The sequence below is a fragment of the Methylobacterium frigidaeris genome (genome assembly GCF_022179185.1).
Lineage (GTDB): Bacteria > Pseudomonadota > Alphaproteobacteria > Rhizobiales > Beijerinckiaceae > Methylobacterium > Methylobacterium frigidaeris.
This window is the reverse complement of record NZ_BPQJ01000007.1, coordinates 17,288-37,849: the sequence shown is the minus strand read 5'-3', so window position 1 is coordinate 37,849 and position 20,562 is coordinate 17,288. Positions and strand designations below refer to the sequence as shown.

Here is a 20,562-nt window from a genome sequence, read left to right as displayed (position 1 = left end):
CCCGTGCCCAAGGCGCGGGCAATGGCGCCGGGGAAGACCCGGGATGCGCGCGGCCCGTCCGTTGACCGGGCGAGGGTAGACCTTTTGCCGGGATCAATGTCAGGATTGAGTCGTTGATGCTCACGCAGGCGTGTTCGCGTCGCTGAGTTGCGTCCATCGTCCTGGCACGCGTGTCCCGCCGGGCTCGTCCCCCGTCCCTTCGGTTCCGCTCGTCCCCGTTGCGTCGCGCACCGGGGGCAGCGCGGCGATTCGTCGGGCGGCCGATCGGCCCAGTATCAATCCCGAGCGCTCACGAGGACTTGGGAAGCAAGAGAACTCAGGAACCAAGAGAACTTGGGAACCAACAAATCCTCAAAGGATACAGGAGGCTTCATGGGCAGAGCAGCACCCACCGCGCCGATCGCCGTCGTGGTGGAGGACGATGAGTCCGTTCGGGATTTCGCCGCGGCGATCCTGGAGGAGACCGACCTCGAGGTCATCGCCTGCGACAGTGCCGCCGACGCGCTGGCGGTGATGCGCGAGCACGGCTCCGAGGTGGCGCTGCTGTTCACGGAGATGCAGCTCTCCGGCGAGATCGACGGCGCCACCCTGGCCCGCACGGTGGAGCGGGACTGGCCGGACGTGCGCCTGGTGGTGACCTCGCGGCCGGGAGCGGCCCAGACCGTGCCGGACCACGCCGTCTACATGCAGAAGCCCTGGCGACCCCTCGACGTGCTGGTGGAGGCGGAGCGGGCGGCTTACGCCGCTGCGGCCTGACCAACGACAAGAGCCCGCACGCCTTGCGGCGTCGGGCTCACGTCTGGTCGGGGCCCCGCCCGATGGGCGGGGCGCGGCAAGTCGCCCGCTTTGAGTCGCTTACGCGGAGGCGGCCGGAGCGGCAGCCGGGGCCGCGGAGGGGGCCGGACCCGGACGGCGGGGAGCGCCGACGCGGGGCTTCGGCTTCGGCGCCGCGATCAGGCCCTCGCGGATGGCGGTCTTGCGAGCCTGCTTGCGGGCGCGGCGCACGGCCTCAGCCTTCTCGCGGGCCTTGCGCACCGACGGCTTCTCGTAAGCCTTGCGCTGCTTCATCTCGCGGAAGATGCCCTCGCGCTGCATCTTCTTCTTGAGGACGCGGAGAGCCTGATCGACGTTGTTGTCCCGAACGAGTACCTGCAAGGGTGTCTATCCTTTTGTCTAAATCCAGAATCGTGGCCGACCTTGCGCGGAATGCGCCCGGATGGCTGCCTGCCCGGCCAACCGAAATGCACCCCATGGCCCGCACCTGGAAGGGCCGGGAGGGGCTTAGGTCGCATCGCGGTCGCACCGGAGCCCGGCGCAAGCTGTCGGCGCACGGTATGCGCCTGATCGGGGCCTTACACCACTCCGCCACGACTTCCAACCGGGGAGTGGCCGCCTGACCGAAATTTGAGCGGCGTCGGGCTCGGAACGCGCCCCGCGGAATGTCATCGCAGCCAAGTCGGCGGCGCGGCGGATCAAGCGTTGGCCTGGATGAAGCTGCGCACCAGCGGGTAGGTCTGGCTCTCCCACTTGCGGCCGGAGAAGACGCCGTAATGGCCGACGCCGGCCTGGAGATGGTGGCGCTTGCGGAAGGGTTTCAGGCCCGTGCAGAGGTCGTGCGCCGCCACCGTCTGGCCGACGGAGCAGATGTCGTCGCGCTCGCCCTCCACGGTCATCAGGGCGGTCCTGCGGATCGCCCGGGTATCGATCGGTGCGCCGCGGAAGGTCAGCTTGTTCTGCGCCAGCGTCGCGTCCTGGAACACGGTCTTGACCGTCTCGAGGTAGAACTCCGCCGCGAGGTCGAGCACCGCGAAATACTCGTCGTAGAAGGTCTCGATCTGCACCGCCTTGGCGCGCGCCGGTCCGTCGCTCTCGCCCTCGGCGAGATGCCAGTAGAGGTCGAGATGGCCGTGCATGTGGCGCGCGGCGTTCATCGACATGAAGGCCGCCACCTGCATGAAGCCCGGATAGACCCGCCGCCCGGCCCCGGCATGGCGGCGCGGCACGGTAGCGATCAGGTTGCGCTCGAACCACTCGATCGGCCGCGAGGTCGCGAGTTCGTTGACCTTGGTCGGGTTGATCCGCGTATCGACCGGGCCGGCCATCAGGGTCATGCTCGCCGGGTGCGCCGCGTTGCGGCTCTCGGCCATCACGGCCGCCGCCGCCAGCGCCTGCACGGCGGGCTGGCACACCGCCACGAGATGGGCGCCCTCGCCGATGGTCTCCAGGAATTGGACCAGGTGGGCGACGTAATCGTCGAAGCCGAAGCGGCCGGCGCTCAGCGGCACGTCGCGGGCATTGTGCCAGTCGGTGATGTAGACGTCGTGGTCGGTGAGCAGGGTACGCACCGTGCCGCGCAGGAGCGTTCCGAAATGGCCCGACAGGGGCGCCACCACCAGCACCCGGGGCTGCTCGCTGACCATGTCCTTGCGGAAGCGCAGCAGGGTGCCGAAGGGCGTGGAGAGCACCGGCTCCTCGGTCACCGGCACCTCGCGGTTGCCGATCCGCACCGCCTCGATCCCGTAGGAGGGCCGGGCATGGGTGAGGCCGGCCCGCATCATCATCCGCGCGGCGGCCGCGACCCATGTCGCCGGCGCGCCGTAGCCGGCCTGCGTCCAGGGCGCGGTGCCCTCGTGCAGCACCCGCCCCCAGGCACGGGTGGCGGCGGCGGCGTCCGACTGGACCTCGAAGGCATCGTAGAGCATCGGCCCGGGCACTCCCTCACGAACACGCGCGGGGTGCGGCCCGCTGCTAAGCGTAAGGCACGGCTTCCTCCCCCCGCGACCGGACTTTCGGCGAAACGCGGCAGCCATCCCCAACGCTCGCGGGATGCGACCCTCGTGCCAAGTCACTCGCCGGGGCAGTCTAGGTCCGCGCGACTTGTGCGAAGATTGCGCCTGTCTCGGCGACGTCCGTTGCGGTCGGCGGAAGTTCCGTCGGCACGAGCTGCAATCGGCACGAGTCTTGGATCGCGGGGTGGGGAACCCAGGGGCAGACGGGCCGCGCGATGACGGCCCGGGGAGGACGGGATGGCCGAGGCGACGCTGACGATCTCAAGCCGCAACTACTCGTCCTGGTCGCTGAGGGGCTGGCTGCTCTGCCGCATGGCGGGGCTCGACCTCGCCGTGGAGGTGCTGTCCGGCGATCCGGCGAGCCGGGCCGAGCTCCTCCACCTCACGCCCTCGTTCCTGGTGCCCCGGCTGACCCACGGGGCGGTGCGGGTCTGGGACGTGCTCGCCATCGCGCAGTACCTGACGGAGGTGCGCCCGCAGGCCGGGCTCCTGCCCGACGACCTCGCCACCCGCTCCTGGTCCCGCTCGATCTCGGGCGAGATGCATGGCGGTTTCGTCAACCTGCGCTCGGCCCTGCCGATGAACCTCCGGGCGCGCTACACCGACTTCAAGCTCTGGGGCGGCGCCCAGGCCGACATCGCCCGGGTGGTCGAGATCTGGCAGGAGGCCCTCAAGGCCCACGGGGGGCCGTTCCTGTTCGGCGATCGGCCGGTGGTGGCGGATGCGATGTACGCTCCCGTCTGCACCCGGTTCGTCACCTACGGTGTCGCCCTGCCGCCCGACTGCGCCGCCTATCGCGACAGGATCATGGACTGGGACCTGATGCGGGACTGGATCGCGGCGGCCGCGGACGAGCCGGAGGAGATCGAGGAACTGGACATGGAGTTTTGAGTGAATGTCCCTGGTTCGCCGCCGTGGTGATCGAAACCCTCCGCGTCATTCCGGAGCCGCGCAGCGCAGCCCGGAATCCACGATCGCGGATGCGTCGGGACGAGGCGAACCGCGTCCCGCATCGTCCTGCACGATCAGCGGATCCGGATCCCGGGCTCCCTTTCGTGGCCCCGGGATGATCCCGTGGCGGCGCGGGGTGCCGGTTCCGCTCGCGCTGTGATCGGCTGTCGTCAGATCAATCCCGCGAGCCGCAATCCCATCCCCGCCGCCGCGCAAGCCGCCAGGACCGGGATCATCCCGACCCGGAAGCGAAACACCGCGACGAACGCCGCGAGCGCCAGGGCCAACGCGTAGGGATCGACGCTGGCGAGAACCGGCACGTCGAGCCTCACCGGCCCGGCGACCATCGGGCGCAGCTCGCGAAACAGCGTGTGCAGGGCGAACCAGACCGCCAGGTTGAGAATCACTCCCACCACCGCCGCGGTGATCGCCGAGAGCGTGCCGGCGAGCGCCGGATGGCCGCGCAGGCGCTCGACATACGGCGCGCCGACGAAGATCCACAGGAAGCAGGGCGCGAAGGTGACCCAGGTGGTGAGGAGGCCTCCGAGCGTGCCGGCCACGAGGGGAGAGAGCGTCCCGGGTGCCCGGAAGGCGGCCAGGAAGCCGACGAACTGCGTCACCATGATGAGTGGGCCGGGCGTGGTCTCGGCCATGCCGAGGCCGTCGAGCATCTCGCCGGGCCGCATCCAGCCGTACTGCTCCACCGCCGCCTGCGCCACGTAGGCCAAAGCCGCGTAGGCCCCGCCGAAGGTCACCAGCGCCATCTTGGAGAAGAACACCGCGATGCGGGAGAAGACGTCGTCCGGGCCGAGGACGAGGAGCAGCGCGGCGACCGGGACGAGCCAGATCGCGGACCAGATCGCGAGGGTGATCAGCGTGTCGCGCCAGCTCGCGCGCTCCTGCGGCAGCGCATCGTCGCCGAACAGGTAGGGGCCACCCGCCGCACTCGCCGCGTGCCCGCCGCCGGGGCGGAAGGCCGGATGCCCGGCCCGGCCGCCGAGGAATCCGACGAGGCCCGCCGCCACGACGATGAGCGGGAACGGCACGTCGAGGAAGAAGATGCCCACGAAGGCGGCGGCGGCGAGCCCGGTCATCACCCGGCCGCGCAGCGCCCGTCGGCCGATGCGCTGCACCGCCTCCAGCACGATGGCGAGCACCGCCGCCTTGAGGCCGAAGAACAGCCCGGCGACCGGGCCCGCCTGGCCGTAGAGGACGTAGATCCAGCTCAGGGCCATGATGGCAAGGAGCCCCGGCAGCACGAACAGCCCGCCGGCGAGGAGGCCGCCCCGGGGCCCATGCATCAGCCAGCCGACATAGGTCGCGAGCTGCTGCGCCTCCGGCCCGGGCAGCAGGGTGCAGAAGTTGAGCGCGTGCAGGAAGCGGTTCTCGGAGATCCAGCGCTTCTCCTCGACCAGCACCCTGTGCATCACCGCGATCTGCCCGGCCGGCCCGCCGAAGGACAGGGCGGCGACCCGCAGCCAGACCGGCAGGGCCTCGGTCAGGGTGACGGGCCGGGGAGGAGCGAGTTCGGGCGCGGCGGCGACCGCCGCGGGCTCGCGCATCGTCACGGGAATGGGCTCTCCGATGTCGGTGGCGCCGCAGCGTAGCGCGATCGGTCGCGTTGTGCGACAGAGCGCAGCGATTACATCCGGGAGAGCGGGTGCCGCCGGCCTCGCGCCGTCCGTGAGAGCCCGTCAGGTCCCGCTTGAGCAAGCCCAAAGCCCTCCTCACCCCCGAGCGTCGCATGGACGATCTCGAAGCCTCGATCCGGCCGCTCAGCCTCGCCGACTTCACCGGCCAGAGGGCGGCGCGCGCCAATCTCCAGGTGTTCATCGATGCGGCGAAGAAGACCGGCCAGGCCCTCGATCACGTATTGTTCGTCGGTCCTCCCGGCCTCGGCAAGACCACGCTCGCCCAGATCGTCGCCCGCGAGCTCGGGGTGAACTTCCGCTCCACGTCCGGTCCGGTGATCGCGAAGGCCGGCGACCTGGCGGCGCAGCTCACCAACCTGGAAGAGCGCGACGTCCTGTTCATCGACGAGATCCACCGCCTCAACCCGGCGGTGGAGGAGATCCTCTACCCGGCGATGGAGGATTACCAGCTCGACCTCATCATCGGCGAGGGGCCGGCCGCCCGCTCGGTCAAGATCGAGCTGCCGAAATTCACGCTGGTCGCCGCCACCACGCGGGCGGGCCTGCTGACGACGCCCCTGCGCGACCGCTTCGGCATCCCGATCCGGCTCGAATTCTACGACATCGACGAACTGGAACTCATCGTCAGCCGCGGCGCCCGGGTGCTCGGCATCGGCATGGCGCCGGACGGCGCCAACGAGATCGCCAAGCGCGCGCGGGGCACGCCGCGCATCGCCGGGCGGCTGCTGCGGCGGGTGCGCGACTTCGCCATCGTGGAGGACGCTCCCACCATCACCCGGGCCATTGCCGACCGGGCGCTGCGGCTCCTCGACGTCGATCCCGCCGGCCTCGACACGATGGACCGGAAATACCTCAACATCATCGCCCACTCGTTCAACGGCGGGCCGGTGGGAGTCGAGACCATCGCGGCGGCGCTCTCCGAGCCGCGCGACGCGATCGAGGAGATCATCGAGCCCTACCTGATCCAGAAGGGCTTCGTGCAGCGCACGCCGCGCGGCCGGGTACTCACCGCCCACGCCTTCCGCCATCTCGGCCTGCCGGAGCCGAACCGCGACCCCGCCGTGCAGTTCGGGCTGTTCACCGGGGATGAGGATGCGTGAGGAGGGGAGGGGGTATCGCCTCTTCACCCGCCGCCGCGTGCTCCAGGGCGCAGGCGCCGTCGCGCTGTCGGGCGTCGGCACCGGCGCCTACGCCACCGGCATCGAGCCGTTCCGGCAGGTCGTGACGCGCTACGCGATCCGGCCGAACCCCGCTGCGCCCTGGCCGGCGGGGCTCACCCTGCGCATCGCCGTCCTCACCGACATCCATGCCTGCGACCCCTGGATGAGCCTGGAGCGCATCGCCGGCATCGTCGCGGCCACGAACGCCTTGCAGGCCGACCTCGTGGTGCTGGTCGGCGACTTCGTGGCCGGCCAGCGCTACGTCACCCGGTACATTCCCGCGGCCGAATGGGCGCCGGTGCTCGCCGGCCTCACCGCGCCCCTCGGTGTCTACGCCGTGCTCGGCAACCACGACTGGTGGGAGGACAAGGACGCCCTGCGCCGCGGGCACGGCCCGACCATCGCCGGCACGGCGCTGACGCAGAACGGCATCCGGGTCCTGTCGAACGAGGCTTTGCCGCTCGCGACCCGGGCCGGCCCGGTCTGGCTCGCCGGGATCGAGGACCAGCTCGCCCTGCTGCCGGCCCGGCGCCGCACCGGTCGCGGCCGAGTCGGCCTGCATGACCTGCCCGCCACCCTGGCGGCGGTGCCGGACGGTGCCCCGATGATCCTGCTGGCGCATGAGCCCGACATCTTCGCCGAGGTGCCGGCCCGGGTGGCGCTGACCCTGTCGGGCCACACCCATGGCGGGCAGGTGCGGCTGTTCGGCTGGTCGCCCGTGGTGCCCTCGCGCTACCCGCGCCGCTTCGTCTACGGCCACGTCCGCGAGGCGAGCGATCTCGTGATCTCCGGTGGATTGGGTTTGAGCATCGCGCCGATCCGCTTCGGAGTTCCGCCGGAGATCGTGGTGGTGGAGCTGGGGGCGGAGGCGGTGGCGTGAGGGGAGGCGATCGGGTTCGTGCGCCGCGCGTGAAGGCCGGCCCTTCGTAAGTACGTGCACCTCCCCTCCCCCTGTGGGGGCCAGGGGTGGGGGTGGTGCAGGAGGCACCGCCGAGTTCTATGCTGCACCACCCCCACCTTCGACCCCTCCCCACAGGGGGAGGGGAGGTGCCTGGACGAGGACCCTGCGTGACCGAACCCGAGACCATGCCCCCGGACGCCCATGCCCTGCCCGTGCGCGTCTATTACGAGGACACGGATTTCTCCGGCTTCGTCTACCACGCGAGCTACCTGCGCTTCATGGAGCGGGGCCGCACCGAATTGCTGCGCGGGCTCGCTGGCGACCAGTCCGACCTGCACCGGGAGGCCGACGGTCTCGTCTTCGTGGTGCGGCGCATGAGCCTCGACTACCTCAAGCCCGCCCGCATGGACGACGCCCTGACGGTGCTGACCGCCACGCGGGAGCTGCGCGGCGCCTCGATGCATCTCGACCAGGAGGTGCGCCGCGGTGACGAGACCCTGGTGCGGGCGGATGTCGTGGTGGCCTGCGTGCGCGAGGGCCGGGCGGTGCGCCTGCCGGAGGCCCTGCGCCGGACGCTCACGCGGCGTTGAGCGGTCGCGCTCATCATTCCTTAACCCTGCCGGGGGCTTAACTCGCGACGGGCGAATGCTCCTTCGCGGAGCGGCGGCCCATACTTTCGACAGATTCGGGCGCGATCGAACCACCATACGAAAAGCCCCGATCCCGGTTGGAGTGCCCGAGGGCCGTTCATCGGCCCGGGACGCGAGGAAAGCCGCATGAATCCCGCCGACGCCGCCCAGGCGATGCCCGTGGCCGAGATCACGATGTTCGGTCTGTTCTGGCAGGCCCACTTCGTCGTCAAGGTGGTGATGCTCGGCCTGCTCGGCTCCTCGATCTGGTGCTGGTCGATCATCATCGACAAGACGCTGCTGTTCCGCCGTACCAAGGCGGAGATGGACGCGTTCGAGGAGGAGTTCTGGTCCGGTCGGCCGCTGGAGGAGCTCTTCCGCGCCCACAACGACAAGCCGGCGACCGGGCTCGCGGCCCTGTTCGTCGCCGCGATGCGCGAGTGGCGCCGCTCCTACGAGGGGTCGGGCCGCTCGATCCGAAGCCTCGGCCAGCGCATCGACAAGGTCCTCGACGTGACGATCCAGCGCGAGGTCGAGCGTCTGGAATCGCGCCTGCTGTTCCTGGCCTCGATCGGCTCGGCGGGCCCCTATATCGGCCTGTTCGGCACGGTGTTCGGCATCATGACGGCGTTCACGTCGATCGCCGCCTCGAAGAACACCAGCCTCGCGGTCGTGGCGCCCGGCATCGCCGAGGCCCTGTTCGCCACTGCCATCGGCCTGTTCGCGGCGATACCCGCGGTTCTCGCCTACAACAAGCTTCAGGCCTCGGTGGCCAAGGCGCAGGGGCGCCTTGAAGGCTTCGCCGACGAGTTCTCGGCCATCCTGTCGCGCCAGATCGACGAGCGCATGGCCCTCGCGGCCTGATCACCCGAGCTTTCAGAAGGATTGAGCCAGATGGGCATGGCCTCCGGAGCGGTCCAGGGCGGCGGGCGCCGTCGGCGCGGCCGGCGGGGCGGCGCGATCAACGAGATCAACATGACGCCGTTCATCGACGTCGTGCTGGTGCTCCTAATCATCTTCATGGTCGCGGCGCCGATGATGACCGTCGGCGTGCCCCTCGACCTGCCGCAGACCAAGGCCGCGCCGCTCAACCAGGATTCGAAGCCGATCACCCTCTCGATCCGCCAGACCGGCCAGGTCTTCCTCGGCGAGGACGAGCTCACCGACGACGCGATCGTCGCGAAGATCTCGGCCACCGCCAAGGACGGCTTCGAGGAGCGGGTCTTCGTGCGCGGCGACAAGCGGGTCGATTACGGCCGCGTCGCCCAGGTGATGGCGATCGTGACGAGCGGCGGCTTCAAGAAGGTCGCCCTCGTGACCGAGCCCGACCAGCGGTAGCAGGACGGGGTTCGCCGTGGTGTTTCCCTTCGACAGGTCCGAGCCCGGCGTCTGGGTCTCGGCCGGCGCGCACGTGGTGCTGATCGGGCTGGCGCTGTTCGCTGCCGCCTCGCACGTGCTGCCGCAGGCCGAGGAGGGCGTGCCGGTCGAGGTCATCACCGAGAACCAGTTCTCGGAGCTGACCAAGGGCCAGCGCGACGGCGACGCCCCGGCCAAGAGCCCGCGGGCCGACCGCGTGGCGGAGAAGCAGCAGGAGAACGACCCGGGCGAGGCCAAGGCCAACGTGCCGACGCCGCCGACGCGCCCGCCCGAGATCAAGGTCGCCAACGCCGAGGAGATGCCGGCGCCGCCCCTACGCCCGGCCCTCGAGCAGCCAGAGCCCGCCCCGCTCCCGCCCGCGCGCCCCGACACCGCCAAGGCGGATGCCGAGAAGGCCGCTGCTGCGGCCGCTGCCGCCGCGAAGGCCAAGGCGGAGGCCGAGGCGGAGCGCGAGGCCAAGGAAGCCGTCAAGGAGGCGGCTCGCGAGGCCGCCAAGGAGACCGCGAAGGCTGCTGCCAAGGCGGCGGCCGAGAAGGCCGCTGCGGCTGCGGCGAAGGAGGCTGCGAAGGCCGCGGCGGAGAAGGCCGCCGCCGAGAAGGCGGAGGCCGAGGCGATCCGGCGCGAGGAACTGGCCGAGGCCAAGGCTGCGGCCGAGAAGGCGGCTGCCGAGAAGGCCGCCGCGAAGGCTAGAGCCGAGGCCAAGGCTCGCGCCGAAGCCGAAGCGAAGGCTCGCGCGGAGGCCAAGGCGGAAGCGGAGGCCGAGGCGAAGGCCCGTGCAGAGGCCAAGGCTCAGGCGGAAGCCAAGGCGCGGGCGGAGGCAAAAGCTCAGGCCGAAGCGAAGGCGCGTGCCGAAGCCAAGGCGGAAGCGGAAGCCAAGGCCCAGGCCGAAGCCGAGGCGAAAGCCGAGGCCGTCGCGAAGGCGCGTGCGGAGGCCGAAGCCAGGGCCCACGCCGCCGCGGAAGCCAAGGCGAAGGCCGAAGCCGCCGCTAAGGCCAAGGCGGTGGCTGACGCGAAGGCCAAGGCCGCCGCCGAGGCCAAGGCTCGGCGCCAGGCCGAACTCGCCGACAAGTTCAATTCGGGCGCGATCCGCGACGCGCTGGCGGCGCACGGGCCGTCGCACTCCACCGGCGCCACCGGCCGCGAGGTGCAGCGCACGGCGGCGCTCGGGGCCGCCACCGGTACATCGCAGCGCCTCAACCCGAGCCAGCGCGATGCCCTGGTCGGCCTGCTGCAGCAGCAGATCGAGCGTTGCTACTCGGCGCCCCCCGGTGCCGCGCAAGGCATCGTGCTGCCGCAACTCGACATCCGCCTGAACCCCGACGGGTCTCTCACCACCGATCCGCGCATCCTGCGCGCCGGCGGCAGCGCGGTCGACCGCTCGATCGCCGAGGCCGCAGTGCGGGCGGTGCGGCGCTGCGCGCCCTTCCGCATCCCGTCCCAGTACGCGCCGTTCTACAACGACTGGCGGGTCATCAACGCGGAGTTCGAGCTGCCGCGGGCCTGATCCTCACGCCGCTTGCCTCACCCCACGACGGACGTCCCCTCCATGCACTCCCCTTCGCGATTGCGTCACGCGCTCGCCGCGCTCCTGTGGCTGTGCCTCACCGCCGGCCTCGTCCCGGGATTCTCCGGCACTGCGCAGGCGCAGCTCAACCTGCGCATCGGCCCCGGCGGCGCCTTCCAGCCGATGCCGATCGCCATCGCCGACTTCTCCGGCGATCCGAGCCTCGGCCCGACTCTGTCGGGCATCGTGACCAGCAACCTGAAGCGCTCGGGCTACTTCACCCCGGTCGAGAAGGGCCGGTTCCCCGAGAACCCGAATTTCGACGCCGCCCCGAATTTCTCTGCCTGGAAGGATACCGGCGTGCAGGGCCTCGTCACCGGGCGGGTCACCCGCGACGGGTCGGGCCGGCTCAAGGCCGAGTTCCGGCTGTGGGACGTGCTGTCGGGCCAACAGATGATCGGCCAGCAATATGCCGGTGACGGCGCCAATGCGCGCCGCATGGGCCACCTGATCTCGGACGCGGTCTACACCAAGATCACCGGCATCGGCGGCTTCTTCGACACCCGCGTCGCCTTCGTCGACGAGTCGGGCTCGAAGGAGCACCGCCGCAAGCGCCTCGCCATCATGGACCAGGACGGCGCCAACGTGCGCTACCTGACCAGCGGCGAGGCCTCGGTGGTGGCCCCCCGCTACTCGCCCTCGACTCAGGACATCACCTACATGTCCCAGGTCACCGGCCAGCAGCCGCGGGTGCAGGTGATCAACCTCTCGACCGGCTCCCGGCAGGTGATCCCGACCAATGCCGAGATGAGCACCAGCCCGCGCTTCTCGCCGGACGGGCGCCGCCTGGTGATGAGCGACCAGGACGGCGGCAATGCCAGCATCTACGTGATGGACCTCGCCTCCAAGGCGCAGACCCGGATCACCAACGCCAACGCCATCGACACCTCGCCGTCCTTCTCGCCGGACGGCCGCGAGATCGTGTTCGAATCCGACCGCGGCGGCCAGCAGCAGATCTACATCATGGGCGCCGACGGCTCGAACCCGCGCCGCCTGTCCTTCGGCGACGGCTCGGCCTCCCAGCCGGCCTGGTCGCCGCGGGGCGACTACATCGCCTTCACCCGCCAGCGGAAGGGCTCGTTCTCGATCTGCATCATGAAGCCTGACGGCAGCGGTGAGCGGGTGCTCACGGAGGGGTTCCACAACGAGGGCCCGACTTGGGCGCCGAACGGCCAGTACGTGATGTTCTTCCGCGACCCTGGCGGCCAGGCCGGCGGCAAGCTCTACATGGTCGACATCACCGGCAAGGTCGAGCAGCCGGTCCCGACCCCATCCTACGCCTCAGACCCGACCTGGTCGCCGCTTATCGACGCGCAGAAGTGAGGGCGGGGGCCAGCCCGAAGGAGCGGGCCGGCTCACAGGCGTTCGCGCCACCGATCGTCCTACTGGGCCCATCCCATCTACGACCTCGTCCTGAGATGCCGAGCGATTGAAGATCGCTCAGCCTCGAAGGACGTCTCCTCCACGGGCGGTCGATCTTCGATCGACGACCGTCAGAATGAGGCCGAAGGTGGGATGAATGCTGTGCGTCTTCAGCGTCGTTCCGAAGCCGCGAAAGCGGCGCCCGGAACGACGCGGGGCGGGTGTCGACATCGATTCGGCGGTAACATCGAACGGATACGGATGGACAGCGCGCGCGGCGGGCCACGAGGACCCGCCCACGCGAGTGCCGTTACTCCAGGCTCAGCGCCACGAACCGCACCTCACCCTCCTTGTTGGAGACGAGGAGCAGCGCCGACTTGCGGCCATCTTTCTTGATCTGGTCGATGCGACGGGTGACGTCGGCGGGCGACGTTACCGCCTCCTGGCCGACCTCGACGATCACGTCGCCCGGCTGGATGCGCTTGTCGGCGGCGTTGGAGTTGGGATCGACCCGGGTGACCAGCACGCCCTTGACGGTGTCCTTCACCCCGAAGCGCTTGCGCGACTCGTCGGAGAGGCCCGTGAGGTTGAGGCCGAGGGCCTGGCGGGTGACGTCGGCCTCCGGTTGCGGCCGGTTGAGGGCGGCCTGCTGCTGCGGCTTGTCGCTGTCCTCCAGGCGGCCGAGGGTGACCTGCTTGGTCTGCTCCTGGCCCTTGCGGACCGTGGTCACGTCGACGACCTTGCCGACCGGGGTCGAGGCGACGATGCGAGGCAGGTCGCTCGAGCTCTTGACGTCGACGCCGTTGAACTTGGTGATCACGTCGCCGACCTCGAGGCCGGCGGTCTTGGCCGGGCCCTTCTCGTCGACGCCGGCGATCAGCGCGCCGCGGCCGCCGCCCTTGAGGCCGAGCGCCTCGGCGGTGGTGTCGTCGACGTTCTGGATCCGCACGCCGAGCCAGCCGCGGCGCACCTCGCCGAACTGCCGCAGCTGGTCGATCACCGGGCCGGCCGTGGCGGTGGGGACCGCGAAGCCGATGCCGACCGAGCCGCCGGTCGGCGACAGGATCGCGGTGTTGATGCCGATCACCTCGCCGTTCATGTTGAACAGCGGGCCGCCGGAATTGCCCTTGTTGATGGCCGCGTCGGTCTGGATGTAGTTGTCGTAGGGGCCGGACTCGATGTTGCGGCCCCGCGCCGAGACGATGCCGGCCGAGACCGAGCCGCCGAGGCCGAACGGGTTGCCGATCGCGATCACCCAGTCGCCGGGCCGCATCTTCTCGGAATCGCCGAGCGGCACCGCCTTCAGGGGCCGGTCCGGATCGGGCTTCACCCGCAGCACCGCGAGGTCGATCTTCGAATCCTTGCCGACGATCTCGGCCTTCAGCTTGCGGCCGTCATGCAGGATCACCTGGATGTCGTTGGCGTCGCCGATGACGTGGTTGTTGGTGACCACGATGCCGGCGGAATCGATGATGAAGCCGGAGCCGAGCGAGTTCGAGCGGCGCGGCGCCCGCGGCTGGCTCTCGCCGCCGCCACCCTGACCGCGGCGGTTGAAGAATTCCTCGAACAGGTCTTCGAACGGGGTGCCCTGCGGCAGCTGCGGCAGGGTGCGGCCGCGCGCCTCGACGGTGGTCGAGGCCGAGATGTTCACCACGGCGTCCGTGACCTGGGCGGCGAGGTCGGCCAGCGATTCGGGGCCCTTGGCGAGGGCGACATTCGGCAGGGCCGCGGTGCCGACGGAGAGCGCGAGCAGGGCTCCCGCGAGGGCGGGCAGGCGCCGTCTCGCGAAGGCGGGGTTACGGCGCGAGGAAGCGGCCATCAGGGAACCTCGTTGGGCAGGATCGTCGTCATAACGGTTCGGCCCGGTGGACGAGCGGGCAGGCGTCTCGCCGCATCCGTCCGCCCGGCCTGGGCAACTCCCGGCGACCGGGCCGGGAGCCCCTTTAAGATCGTCTCCCGGCGGACCGGTTCAAGTCCCGGCTCACCGCACGACCCATGTCGGTCCAGGAGCGCGGATCAGCCGAGGAGCAGGCGGACGACGCCAACCACGACGACGCCGGCGGCGGCCGAGAGGAGGCCGACGAGGCGCATGCGCTCCATCGGGGTCTGCGAGGCCTCCTGCATCGCACGGCGCATCGCCGCCGGGAAGGCGGCGCAGAGCAGGCCCTCGATCGCCAGCGCCAGGCCGAGGGCGGCGACGAGGTCCTTCACGTCAGGTAGCCGCGCGGCCGCCCGCGGGCGGTTCCCGACGCGGTCCCCGTTCCCCGCTGCCCTGTTCCCCCCTGCGGTCGCATCTTGTCGTTCTCCGCGGCACGGCCGACCATGGGGCCCGCCGTCACAAAAGTGCGCCCCGCCGGGGCGGGGCGCTCGGGTGTCGTCACGTGTCGGTTCGCCTCGGCGGCGGGGCGCCGGCCTACTGGCCGGCGGCCGGGGCTGCGGCGGGGCGCGCCCGGCCCTGCGGGTCGTTGAAGTAGCGGAAGAACTCCGAGCCGGGGCTGATCACCAGCCGGGTCTCGGGCCCGCTCAGTCCCTTCTCGTAGGCCTGCATCGAGCGGTAGAAGGCGAAGAAGTCCGGGTCCTGCCCGAAGGCGTCGGCGAGAATGCGGTTGCGGTCCGCCTCGCCCTGGCCGCGGAGCTGGTCGGCCTTCTGGTTCGCCTCGGCGATGAGCACCGTCACGTCCCGGTCGGCCTTGGCCTTGATGGTGGCCGCCACCTGGGCGCCGTTGGCGCGCAGGTCCGCCGCCTCGCGCTCGCGCTCGGTGCGCATGCGCTGGTAGACCGCCTGCGAGTTCGCCGCCGGCAGGTCGACGCGGGTCAGGCGCAGGTCGATGATCTCGATGCCGAGATTCTTCGCCTGCCGGTTCACCTCTTCCTGGATGCGGTTCATCAGGGCCTCGCGCTGGGTGCGCACGATGGCGTCCCGCGAGGCGCTGGCGAGCACGTTGCGCATCGCCGCGTTGGTGAAGCTGCCCAGGCGCTGGTTGGCGACCTGGATGTTGTTCACCGACTGGTAGAAGCGCAGCGGGTCGCTGATCTTGTAGCGGGCGAAGGCGTCGACCTCGAGGTTCTGGCGGTCGGCCGAGAGCACGGTCTGCACCGGCAGGTCGAGGTCGAGCAGCCGCTTCTCGAACAGCGTCACGCTCTCGAAGAACGGCAGCTTGAAGTAGAGGCCGGGCTTGTCGGTGCCGGCCTGGTTCAGCACGGTGCGCACGCGGCCGAATTGCAGCACCAGCGCCTGCTGGGTCTGGCTCACGGTGAAGGCCGAGGCGTAGATCAGCACCAGGACCAGGACGCCGAGGACGACGAGGGCGGTGCGAAGGACGTTGCCGTTCATCGCGCGCTCCCCTGGGCCGGGCTGCCCGAACGGGCGGCATTGGCGAAGTCCTGAAGCGGCAGGACCGGCAGCACGCCGGCCGCCGCGGCGCCCGTACCGGGTGCGCCGTTCTGGTCGATGATCACCTTGTTCACGCCGCCCAGCACCTTCTCCATCGTGTCGAGGAACATCCGCTCGCGGGAAACCGCGGGCGACAGCTTGTAGGATTCGTAGACCTCGCGGAAGCGCGCGGCCTGTCCGGTCGCCTCGGCGGTGGCCTGCGACTTGAAGGCCTCGGCCTGCTGCAGGACCTGCGAGGAGCGGCCTCTAGCCTCGGGCACCACGCGGCTGGCATAGGTCTCGGCCTCGTTGCGGGCGCGGGCCGCGTCCTGCTGGGCCGCGTTCACGTCGACGAAGGCCTGACGCACCTCCGACGGCGGGCTCACGCCCTGGAGCTGGACCACGTTGATCAGCACGCCGGCGCCGTAGGAATCGAGCGCCTTCTGGATGATCTGCTGCACCTCCTGCGCCACGCTCGACTGCTCGGTGGTCAGGATCGCCTGGATCTGGCGCCGGCCCACCACCTCGCGCATCGCGCTCTCGGCCACCGACTTGATGGTGCCCTCGGGGTTCTGGAGGTTGAACACGAAGTCCTCGGCCTTGGCCGGGTTCACGCGCCACTGCACGTCGAAGTCGATGTCGACGATGTTGTCGTCGCCGGTGAGCATCAGGCTCTCCTCGGGCACGTCCCGGGAGCGCTGGGCGCCGACGCCCGAGCGGTAGCCGACCTGGATGCTGCGCGACTCGCCGACATTCGGCTTGACCACGGCGCCGACCGGGTAGGGGAAGTTGTAGCGCAGGCCCTCGCCGGACTGGCCGGTATAGCGGCCGAACACCGTGTTGATGCCGACCTGGCTCGGCAGCACCGTGTACCAGCCGGTCATCAGCCACAGCACCAGCACGACCAGCACCGCCAGCACCGCGCCCTTGGTGCCGACCGAGCCGCCGCCGGGCATCAGATTCCTGAGCCGGTCCTGGCTGCGGCGCAGCAGGTCCTCGAGGTCCGGCGGCTGGTTGCCGCCGCCCGAGCCCCCGCCGCCCCACGGGCCGCCGCCTCCGCCACCGGAACCGCCGCCCCAGGGACCGCCGCTATTACCGCCGCGATTGCCCCAGGGGCCGCCCCCGTTGCCGCCGCCACCGCCACTGCCGCCGCTCTGATTGCTCCAAGGCATGCTCGCCCACGTCCTTTCCCGGCCGGCACGCCCCGCGCTGTCTCTCGCGTCCCGCGCGGCACTCGCACTGCTCTGGCATCGCTCCCCTGCGATATCGGCCGAGCCCCACGCGAAAGCAACCTCCGGCGCCGGCCGAATTCTCAAGGTTTCTGCGGGCCGCCGGGAGTACGATCGCCGCACCCGGGAACTTGAGATGGTTTTCTCCTCTCAGACGTATCGCGCGAGCGTCACGAAACGGAATCCGTGCTCGTCCTCGGGGCCGGCTGGATGGGCCTCGGCGGCGACCTCTCGGAAATCGGATGGGATCGCGGGGAAGCGGGCGTCGCCTTCGGGCGCCGTATCGACCTCGGTGAGGTGGATCCGGTCCGCGTGCGGCAGGGCGAGCGCGTAGATCTCGGCCCCGCCCGCCACCATCACCTCCTCCGCCGAGCCGGCGAGCCGCAGGGCTTCGTCCCACCCGGCCGCCCGCTCGGCGCCGGGTGCCGACCATGCGGGGTCGCGGGTCATGACGATCACGCGGCGCCCCGGCAGCGGCCGGCCGATCGAGTCCCAGGTCCGGCGCCCCATCACCACGGGCTTGCCCACGGTGAGGGCGCGGAAGCGCCGCAGATCACTGCGCAGGCGCCAGATCAGCGCGTTGTCGCGGCCGATGACGCCATTCTTCGCGACGGCGACGATGAGGGTGACGAGGGGTGAGGTCATCCTTACACCGCCACCGGCGCGCGGATCGCCGGGTGCGGGTCGTAGCCCTCGATGCTGATGTCGTCGTAGCGGAAGTCGAACAGCGAGCGCACCGACGGGTCGAGGCGCAGGCGCGGCAGCGGGCGGATGTCGCGGGAGAGCTGCTCGCGCGCCTGGGTGACGTGGTTGGAATAGAGGTGCGCGTCGCCCAGCGTATGGACGAAATCGCCGGGGGTGAGGTCGAGCACCTGCGCCATCATGTGGGTGAGGAGCGCGTAGGAGGCGATGTTGAACGGCACGCCGAGGAAAACGTCCGCCGAGCGCTGGTAGAGCTGCAGCGAGAGCCGCCCGTCCGCGACGTAGAACTGGAACAGGCAGTGGCAGGGCGCCAACGCCATGCGGTCGAGGTCGGCCGGGTTCCAGGCCGAGACGACGAGGCGGCGCGAATCCGGGTTGCGGCGGATCTCGTCGAGAACCCAGGCGATCTGGTCGACGCTGCCGCCGTCGGGCTTCGCCCAACTCCGCCACTGCCGGCCGTAGACGGGGCCGAGATCGCCGTGCTCGTCGGCCCACTCGTCCCAGATCGTCACGCCGTTCGATTGCAGGTAGGCGACGTTCGTGTCGCCGGCGAGGAACCACAGCAGCTCGTGGATGATCGACTTCAGGTGCAGCCGCTTGGTCGTCACGAGAGGGAAACCCTCGGCGAGGTCGAAGCGCATCTGGTGGCCGAACACCGAGAGGGTGCCGGTGCCGGTGCGGTCGTGCTTCTCGACGCCGTCGTCGAGGATGCGCTGGAGGAGGGCGTGGTAGGGGCGCATGGCGGACATCCTCCGCGTGAAAACGGCCCGGAGCGCCGCGCGGCGCCCGGAGGGCTCCAAACTGTAGCCTATGCCCGGGGGGAGAAACGGTTCCCCGCCCCGGCCGCGTAGCCCGGCAGGATAACGCGTTCCCGGCCGGAATCGGAGCGCCCGGGGCCCGGAATCAGCCGGTACTCCACACCCGCGCCAGCACCACGGCGCCGTTGCTCGCCGCGTGGAGCGCGATGCAGGGCCACAGGCTGCCGGTCCACAGTCGTACCATGCCCAAAGCGATCCCGAGGGGCAGGACGGAGACCGGCTGCAGCAGGCCGCGCTCGGCATGGCAGAGCACGAACACCGCGGTGGCGACGGCGACCGTCGCGGCCGGGGGCAGGATCCGGCGCAGACGCCCGAACAGGTCGCCGCGAAACAGCATCTCCTCGGCGAGCGGCGCCAGCACCACCAGCCAGAGCGTCCAGGCCAGGAAGACCTCGCCGGTGAGGAACGGCGATAGACGCCAGGCGCGGACGGGTGCCTGGCCGGCGAGCAGCAGCAGCCCCGCCGTCCAGGCGACCTGGAGCGGTGGCCAAAGCAGGATGAGCCAGGCGGCGCGGCGGGGCAGGGCGGGCCGGGCGAACCCCAAAGCTTTCCCCGGGCGAAGCCGGATCGCCGCGAGAAGAAGGAGCGCCAGGGCCGCGTGCGGCAGCACCGTGAGAGCGAGCGCCGCCCGCTCGCCGCCGCTCAAGGCGGGGAAGGGCAGGAAGCCCGCCGGCAGGGCGGGCAGGTGGCCGAGGCCTGCGACCGCCCCGAGGACGAGGCCGAATGCGGCCAGTTGCAGCAGCAAAGCCCGCAGGATTGCGGCGGCCACCCCGAGCCAGAGCCCGCGCTCGCGTCGGGGGAAGCCGGGGGGCTCGGGGTGCGCCGGCGCACCACTTCGCGAAACGGGCGCAGAATGGCGCGCGGCGGGCTTCAAAAGCGGCACGGGACCCTCTATATTCCCCCTTGCCGGTCGCGAGGCCGGCTATGGCGATAAACGTTCTTCGGAATAAACCTATCGGACCCGGGGGCGGTACCCGGCGCCTCCACCCAAGCCCGGAACGGCCCGTTCGGTTCGGGCTTCGGCGGGGGCGAAATAGGATCGACGAGGGCGTAAAGGTTGAGCTTTCGCTCGGCATGGTTCCGCCGTGATCGGGCCAATGCAATAGTTGCCAACGACAACTTTGCTCCGGTGGCGGTGGCCGCGTAAGCGGTCCCCAAGACCAAACGAAGTCCTAGCGGGTAGCACCGCATAGGCGGGGTTCGGAGGCACCTGGCAACAGAAGCCTCCACTCGAATTCCCTTCCCGCGAGCGATGCGGCGCCAGGCAACGGTTGATGGCAGACGATCTGATTCGCTACGATCTCCTGGTGCAGGATGCCCTGCGCAATGTCGTGCGCAAGGTGCTGGGTGATGCGGCACGCGACGGCCTGGCCGGCGAGCATCACTTCTATGTCTCGTTCCGGACCGACTATCCCGGCGTGCGGATCTCGCAGCGCCTGCGGGAGAAATATCCGCAGGACATGACGATCGTCCTCCAGCACCAGTTCTGGGACCTCGGCGTCACCGAGCACACCTTCGAGGTCGGCCTGTCCTTCTCCGGCGTGCCGGAGCGGCTGCTGGTGCCGTTCGAGGCGGTGACCGGCTTCTTCGACCCCTCCGTGCAGTTCGGTCTCAAGTTCGAGCTCAACGACGGCACGGCGACCAGCGAGGATGCGGCTCCCGCCGGCACGACCTCCCTGCGGGCGATCCGCGGCGCCGGCTCGGAGCCGAGCGAGGCGCAGCCGAAGGTCCCGGCGATCGGCAGCAACCTGCCGAAGATCGTCCCCGCTGCGAAGGCCGAGACCAAGCCTGCGGGCAAGGACGCGGCCGGCAAGACCGACTCCGACGCGGAGGCGAAGCCCGACGAGGCCGCCGAGCGCACCGACACCTCACAGGAGGGCGCCTCGGTGGTGAGCCTGGACGCGTTCCGCAAGAAGAGCTGAGCGCACGGTCGAACGGCTCTCCGGCTGACGCTGCAGGTATTCCCACCCTCCCCATTCATCCCCGGGCTCGCCTGCGACGAACCCGGGGATGAATGGGGAGGGTTCTTTGTGTCCGCTATCCGCTGGTGAAACC

The 20,562-nt window shown here is 70.5% G+C and carries 20 protein-coding genes and 1 other RNA gene; 11 read left to right on the top strand and 10 right to left on the bottom strand.

What is annotated here, in order from left to right:
• The first annotated feature begins 372 nt into the window (after window positions 1-372).
• Window positions 373-756: a response regulator gene (locus MFF64_RS09425; protein WP_099907843.1), complete on the top strand. Its 384-nt coding sequence runs from the start codon at window positions 373-375 to the stop codon at window positions 754-756.
• 99 nt (window positions 757-855) lie between these two features.
• Here the strand turns inward: MFF64_RS09425 and rpsU are convergent, their stop codons facing one another.
• Entirely contained in the window at window positions 856-1,155 is a 300-nt protein-coding gene (gene rpsU / locus MFF64_RS09420) for a 30S ribosomal protein S21 (RefSeq protein ID WP_093566187.1), read from the bottom strand.
• Window positions 1,156-1,472: 317 nt separating this feature from the next.
• A complete protein-coding gene (locus MFF64_RS09415) occupies window positions 1,473-2,702 on the bottom strand; it encodes a polyhydroxyalkanoate depolymerase (RefSeq protein ID WP_099907842.1) in 1,230 nt (409 codons plus the stop codon).
• A gap of 324 nt (window positions 2,703-3,026) precedes the next feature.
• Here MFF64_RS09415 and MFF64_RS09410 point away from each other — a divergent pair, with 324 nt between their 5' ends.
• Window positions 3,027-3,680: a glutathione S-transferase gene (locus tag MFF64_RS09410; protein ID WP_099907840.1), complete on the top strand. Its 654-nt coding sequence runs from the start codon at window positions 3,027-3,029 to the stop codon at window positions 3,678-3,680.
• Window positions 3,681-3,910: 230 nt separating this feature from the next.
• Here MFF64_RS09410 and chrA read toward each other — a convergent pair whose 3' ends face one another.
• The gene (gene chrA / locus MFF64_RS09405) at window positions 3,911-5,302 is read right to left on the bottom strand and encodes a chromate efflux transporter (RefSeq protein ID WP_099907850.1); all 1,392 of its coding nucleotides are present in this window, start codon (window positions 5,300-5,302) and stop codon (window positions 3,911-3,913) included.
• Between the two features lie 182 nt (window positions 5,303-5,484).
• Between chrA and ruvB the strand changes: the two genes are divergently transcribed.
• The 7 genes from ruvB to tolB all read left to right on the top strand — a co-directional run bounded on the left by ruvB (window position 5,485) and on the right by tolB (window position 12,346).
• The gene (gene ruvB, locus MFF64_RS09400) at window positions 5,485-6,492 is read left to right on the top strand and encodes a Holliday junction branch migration DNA helicase RuvB (RefSeq protein WP_238190541.1); all 1,008 of its coding nucleotides are present in this window, start codon (window positions 5,485-5,487) and stop codon (window positions 6,490-6,492) included.
• Window positions 6,485-7,432, top strand: a complete 948-nt coding sequence (locus tag MFF64_RS09395; protein ID WP_099907643.1) for a metallophosphoesterase — start codon at window positions 6,485-6,487, stop codon at window positions 7,430-7,432. The genes ruvB and MFF64_RS09395 overlap by 8 nt, the downstream gene beginning before the upstream one ends.
• 206 nt (window positions 7,433-7,638) lie before the next feature.
• On the top strand, window positions 7,639-8,043 hold the full coding sequence (ybgC, locus tag MFF64_RS09390; RefSeq protein WP_099907654.1) for a tol-pal system-associated acyl-CoA thioesterase: 405 nt from the start codon (window positions 7,639-7,641) through the stop codon (window positions 8,041-8,043).
• A 186-nt stretch (window positions 8,044-8,229) separates the two neighbouring features.
• Window positions 8,230-8,946, top strand: a complete 717-nt coding sequence (gene tolQ, locus MFF64_RS09385; RefSeq protein WP_099907645.1) for a protein TolQ — start codon at window positions 8,230-8,232, stop codon at window positions 8,944-8,946.
• A gap of 30 nt (window positions 8,947-8,976) precedes the next feature.
• A complete protein-coding gene (tolR, locus tag MFF64_RS09380; protein WP_099907647.1) occupies window positions 8,977-9,420 on the top strand; it encodes a protein TolR in 444 nt (147 codons plus the stop codon).
• A 19-nt stretch (window positions 9,421-9,439) separates the two neighbouring features.
• Window positions 9,440-10,963: a cell envelope integrity protein TolA gene (tolA, locus tag MFF64_RS09375; RefSeq protein WP_099907656.1), complete on the top strand. Its 1,524-nt coding sequence runs from the start codon at window positions 9,440-9,442 to the stop codon at window positions 10,961-10,963.
• 42 nt (window positions 10,964-11,005) lie between these two features.
• A complete protein-coding gene (gene tolB, locus MFF64_RS09370; protein WP_099907649.1) occupies window positions 11,006-12,346 on the top strand; it encodes a Tol-Pal system beta propeller repeat protein TolB in 1,341 nt (446 codons plus the stop codon).
• A gap of 349 nt (window positions 12,347-12,695) precedes the next feature.
• Here the strand turns inward: tolB and MFF64_RS09365 are convergent, their stop codons facing one another.
• From MFF64_RS09365 to MFF64_RS09335, 7 genes are all read right to left on the bottom strand, one after another.
• Window positions 12,696-14,204, bottom strand: coding sequence for a DegQ family serine endoprotease (locus tag MFF64_RS09365; RefSeq protein ID WP_099907651.1), 1,509 nt, complete (start codon window positions 14,202-14,204; stop codon window positions 12,696-12,698).
• Between the two features lie 197 nt (window positions 14,205-14,401).
• Window positions 14,402-14,596, bottom strand: coding sequence for a DUF2065 family protein (locus MFF64_RS09360; protein ID WP_093571202.1), 195 nt, complete (start codon window positions 14,594-14,596; stop codon window positions 14,402-14,404).
• Window positions 14,597-14,798: 202 nt separating this feature from the next.
• A complete protein-coding gene (gene hflC, locus MFF64_RS09355; protein ID WP_099907652.1) occupies window positions 14,799-15,719 on the bottom strand; it encodes a protease modulator HflC in 921 nt (306 codons plus the stop codon).
• Window positions 15,716-16,930, bottom strand: coding sequence for an FtsH protease activity modulator HflK (gene hflK / locus MFF64_RS09350; RefSeq protein WP_238190540.1), 1,215 nt, complete (start codon window positions 16,928-16,930; stop codon window positions 15,716-15,718). Before hflK ends, hflC begins: the two co-directional genes overlap by 4 nt.
• Window positions 16,931-17,137: 207 nt before the next feature.
• The gene (locus MFF64_RS09345) at window positions 17,138-17,632 is read right to left on the bottom strand and encodes a dihydrofolate reductase (protein WP_099901305.1); all 495 of its coding nucleotides are present in this window, start codon (window positions 17,630-17,632) and stop codon (window positions 17,138-17,140) included.
• Between the two features lie 2 nt (window positions 17,633-17,634).
• The gene (locus tag MFF64_RS09340) at window positions 17,635-18,429 is read right to left on the bottom strand and encodes a thymidylate synthase (protein WP_238190539.1); all 795 of its coding nucleotides are present in this window, start codon (window positions 18,427-18,429) and stop codon (window positions 17,635-17,637) included.
• Between the two features lie 163 nt (window positions 18,430-18,592).
• On the bottom strand, window positions 18,593-19,276 hold the full coding sequence (locus tag MFF64_RS09335; protein WP_099904263.1) for a CPBP family intramembrane glutamic endopeptidase: 684 nt from the start codon (window positions 19,274-19,276) through the stop codon (window positions 18,593-18,595).
• Window positions 19,277-19,372: 96 nt separating this feature from the next.
• On the opposite strand from MFF64_RS09335, the gene ssrA reads away from it, so the two are divergent.
• Both ssrA and MFF64_RS09325 read left to right on the top strand, forming a co-directional pair.
• Window positions 19,373-19,738: a transfer-messenger RNA gene (gene ssrA, locus MFF64_RS09330) on the top strand.
• A gap of 43 nt (window positions 19,739-19,781) precedes the next feature.
• Complete coding sequence (locus MFF64_RS09325; protein WP_099904265.1) at window positions 19,782-20,429, top strand: SspB family protein; 648 nt, start codon at window positions 19,782-19,784, stop codon at window positions 20,427-20,429.
• Window positions 20,430-20,562 lie beyond the last annotated feature (133 nt).

Coding starts and splice junctions, on each gene's coding strand:
- tolB (WP_099907649.1), top strand. CDS start 11,006: ATGCACTCCCCTTCGCGATTGCGTCACGCGCTCGCCGCGCTCCTGTGG.
- MFF64_RS09410 (WP_099907840.1), top strand. CDS start 3,027: ATGGCCGAGGCGACGCTGACGATCTCAAGCCGCAACTACTCGTCCTGG.
- MFF64_RS09365 (WP_099907651.1), bottom strand. CDS start 14,204: ATGGCCGCTTCCTCGCGCCGTAACCCCGCCTTCGCGAGACGGCGCCTG.
- MFF64_RS09425 (WP_099907843.1), top strand. CDS start 373: ATGGGCAGAGCAGCACCCACCGCGCCGATCGCCGTCGTGGTGGAGGAC.
- hflC (WP_099907652.1), bottom strand. CDS start 15,719: ATGAACGGCAACGTCCTTCGCACCGCCCTCGTCGTCCTCGGCGTCCTG.
- ybgC (WP_099907654.1), top strand. CDS start 7,639: ATGCCCCCGGACGCCCATGCCCTGCCCGTGCGCGTCTATTACGAGGAC.
- MFF64_RS09325 (WP_099904265.1), top strand. CDS start 19,782: ATGGCAGACGATCTGATTCGCTACGATCTCCTGGTGCAGGATGCCCTG.
- MFF64_RS09345 (WP_099901305.1), bottom strand. CDS start 17,632: ATGACCTCACCCCTCGTCACCCTCATCGTCGCCGTCGCGAAGAATGGC.
- tolQ (WP_099907645.1), top strand. CDS start 8,230: ATGAATCCCGCCGACGCCGCCCAGGCGATGCCCGTGGCCGAGATCACG.
- MFF64_RS09415 (WP_099907842.1), bottom strand. CDS start 2,702: ATGCTCTACGATGCCTTCGAGGTCCAGTCGGACGCCGCCGCCGCCACC.
- hflK (WP_238190540.1), bottom strand. CDS start 16,930: ATGCCTTGGAGCAATCAGAGCGGCGGCAGTGGCGGTGGCGGCGGCAAC.
- chrA (WP_099907850.1), bottom strand. CDS start 5,302: ATGCGCGAGCCCGCGGCGGTCGCCGCCGCGCCCGAACTCGCTCCTCCC.
- tolR (WP_099907647.1), top strand. CDS start 8,977: ATGGGCATGGCCTCCGGAGCGGTCCAGGGCGGCGGGCGCCGTCGGCGC.
- MFF64_RS09340 (WP_238190539.1), bottom strand. CDS start 18,429: ATGCGCCCCTACCACGCCCTCCTCCAGCGCATCCTCGACGACGGCGTC.
- ruvB (WP_238190541.1), top strand. CDS start 5,485: ATGGACGATCTCGAAGCCTCGATCCGGCCGCTCAGCCTCGCCGACTTC.
- MFF64_RS09395 (WP_099907643.1), top strand. CDS start 6,485: ATGCGTGAGGAGGGGAGGGGGTATCGCCTCTTCACCCGCCGCCGCGTG.